Genomic DNA, 3,376 nt, shown 5'->3' on the forward strand with positions numbered 1-3,376 from the left:
TTGGTACTCCAGCCGTCGTATGTGATTATGGGCTCATTACCGCTTAGGCGATATACTTCTCCTCCTAGGATAATCATACCTTTATCTCTTGTGATTTTTAGCACCTCCATTACATCGTCAAATTTCCAAGCGATTTCATAAAAACCGAGCTTCTCTCTTAAGTTTATACCGCGCTCTAAAAGATCCTGCGGCACTATATTTACAAAATCCTCATCTGTAAACAACATAATTCGCTCCTTTATTTCACGTTAGGTCTAAAAAATCTGTGGCTAACGGTTTTGCCATCGTTTTCTATAATAAACTCACTCAAATACTCCATCCCTTCCTCTATAAGAGCCTTTGATATAAACTCCAGTCCTCTCTATACCATCGCGTCCTATAATTTTTGTAACTTCACCGTATTTGCCAAAGGCGAGTACTTCCTCTGGAAACGAATGGAAATCCTTTCTTTCCATTTTCCTTATTACACTATTATCATAAACAATATTTTCTAAAGGATTGTCTACATTGGAATCCCCATCCGTCAATTTTTTCTCTACATCCTTTAATTCCTTATCGTCCTTTGATATCTTTTTTGAAGTAGTTTCAACCTTATCGGTTTTTGTCGCAAGCTTGATTTTATCCTCAACTTTAGCATTCGCATCGAGCGATAAGTTTTTATTATTGGAATTCCCATCCGTCAATTTTTTCTCTACGCTCTCTAATTTATTATTATTTATTAGATCCTTATTTGCCTTTGATAGTTTGGTAAGCGATTTGATAAACCTGTTTATTCCGCCAAAAACAGCACCCACAGCCACTTCTCCGACAGAATCAGATACTATATTGATACCCCTTTGATTTTCTGCTATATAGGCTTCATCCTCATCTTCTGTTAAATATTTTCGTGTCTTATCGCTTATGGCTTGCTTGATCGGTCGCGTAAACCTATCGGAAATATTGTCCGTGGCTATACCTGCAATCGTTTTTGTTGGACCCGATATCATAGTTTGGATAGCCGCTACCGATACAGCTGCGGCAGTATGGCCGATTTTATCTATGATAAACGTTGCCGCATCGGCACCTTTTGTAGCCAAACCGTAAACATTAAGCATACTCTCGGATCCATCTACATGAACAGTACCCAAATTAATACTTGGGATACCATTTTTGGTATAAGAAATTTCTGGATTTTGATCTGTACTTAAGTCGCCAGAAGATACGGCTTTTGAATTTAATTTATCAGCTATATAAGCGAAATTCTTTATAGTCGGCGAATTTACTATTTCATTTATAGTTTCTTCTTTAACTCCGCTTTGTCTTAATAGAATAGTTAGCGCATCTTTAGCAGATTGAGTTTCTACAATACGCTTTTGTTCTTCCGTTAATTTATTTGTTTCAAATTTATCTTTTATACCTAATCTTATATCATCCAGATCATCTAATACTTGATCTAGCTCTCTTTTTATCTCATTCCTTCCCCCTTCGCTAAACAACCTCATATCCACGCTTGCATCGACATTGGAGTTTAGCTTGGTAGAGTAGAGCTCTTTGCTTAGCTTGGAGCTATCTCTGTTTAATCTAGTAAGATCGTCTGAGTTATATAGAGCCTTATTGTTAGGATTAGATTGTAAAGAAGCAAGCTCATCTTTACTTAAAGAGCTTATATCTTTATCTCCTACTATAAGCTCTCCTTTTCCTATAGTAGCTAAGCTCTTACTCATAGAGTAGGATAGGTTTCTATTATTAGCGTAGTTAATCGATGAAATTTTAGATTTAGGATCGGTAGAGCTATCTTTAGCTTCAGCGCTCTTGCTCTCTTTAGCTTGAGCACTCTCGCCCCCTTTACTTCCCCCTTCTTGTTGCGGATCTTTAAAAGCATAATTCGTTCCTATGCTTAAAGAATTTGATTTGTCGTATCTGGTGTTGCTTAAATTTGAAAAAGTTAGGGTATCTGTTTTTAATCTAAGCTTGCCGTTATCTATGAAATTTCCATTCTCGTCATAGTAGCCTGCGGCTATTAGTGAACCTTTTAGATCTGTGTTAGATCCTACTTCTATGTTTAACTCTTTAGCGGTTATACTAGATAGCACGGTCTGTTTTACCATAGTGCTTGATTTGGATCTGGAATAGTTAGCGTTTATGCTTGAAAGCTTGGAATCCTTATACCTTACTATGTTATTGCCTATGTCATAGGGATTGTCCGGATCGGAGTTTGTTTTAGTTCCACTTATGCCTATGCCTGCCCCTATAGAGCTTGATTTGCTATCGTAATTATAGCTATCTCTTAAGCTATGAAGGCTTAGATCATGTCCTACCTTTAAAGCTAAAGCGTTATCCGCTCTAAGGTTTGCTCCTTTTATTAAAGCGTCGTTACTAGCTAAGGCGTATATATTATGCCCTGCATAAACTTTAGCGTTATTGTGGCTAAGGCTTTCTTCTTTCATATTGCTTCTAGAGTAATCAAGCCCTGCGCTTCCTCCTCCGCCTCCATACATAGTAGCAGATACTCTTCCGCTTACGGTTTTAGAGCTTTGCTTAGCTTCATAGCTATCTTGGGAAGCATCGATAAATAGATTATGAGTGTTTAGATATATATCGTTACTAGCATATAAATTTGAGCCTTTGATATTTATAGCGGTATCTTTATTGCTATCAGTTAAAATTTTAATATTCTTGCCGCTAAGATTAGAGGCTACGGAGTTACTTGATTTAGAGCTATCTTTGGAAGTGGTTCCGCTAAGCTCTGCAGAGGCGCCGACGCTAAAGCCCCAGGTAACCCAGCTAGAGGATGCGGCAGATCCTTGAGAGATGAGGGCGGTAGCCGATAAGAGAACAAGGGTAAAGAAAGAAAGCTGTCTTGTAAATTTATTCATTTTTACCTTTTTGAGCGGGGTATTAGAAATTTATTTTCTACGCCGTCTCTCTCCCCACACAAATTAATAATATATCCCGTCTACGCAGACATCGGCATTTAGTTCGGCACACATTTTTAGCGTTTCTTTACTAAAGTCGATAGAATATACATCGTCCTTCTCCGTCGTATCTACCGCTACATAAATATTAACGGTTAAATTTAATTCCGATATCCTCTTTTTGATATCGCCAAAGTTCGTTTTTAAAATTTCATACAAATCTTTTAACGCATCGTCCGTGTATACACACTCTTTCTTGGCAGTACAACACGACCAGTTACATCTATTTATGACTTCGCCACGTCTTTTATTTATGTCACCAATTTTATTTTTCTCAATCTCCCCGCATAGGATCAAGTCCGAAAAATCAAAGTTATATTTATCCGAAGATAACCAAAAACCAACATACATAGTAGTCATTTGCGCTCCTCATAAATTTACAGCCCACCGAACCTCTATAATTGCCCATTAACGGCTAAATT

General features: G+C 37.5%; 3 protein-coding genes. All 3 read right to left on the minus strand.

The features are described from left to right. Positions 1–227: Imm40 family immunity protein (gene imm40, locus Q0605_RS03480; RefSeq protein WP_298704275.1), on the minus strand; the 227-nt coding region annotated here is incomplete at its 3' end. Between the two features lie 75 nt (positions 228–302). After that, positions 303–2,855 (minus strand): hemagglutinin repeat-containing protein, encoded by a 2,553-nt coding sequence (locus Q0605_RS03485; RefSeq protein ID WP_298704277.1) that lies wholly within the window; start codon positions 2,853–2,855, stop codon positions 303–305. Positions 2,856–2,918: 63 nt separating this feature from the next. Beyond that, positions 2,919–3,314, minus strand: a complete 396-nt coding sequence (locus Q0605_RS03490; protein ID WP_298704279.1) for a DUF4279 domain-containing protein — start codon at positions 3,312–3,314, stop codon at positions 2,919–2,921. Positions 3,315–3,376 lie beyond the last annotated feature (62 nt).

It is taken from the genome of uncultured Campylobacter sp. (genome assembly GCF_938017705.1).
Taxonomy (GTDB): Bacteria; Campylobacterota; Campylobacteria; order Campylobacterales; family Campylobacteraceae; genus Campylobacter_B.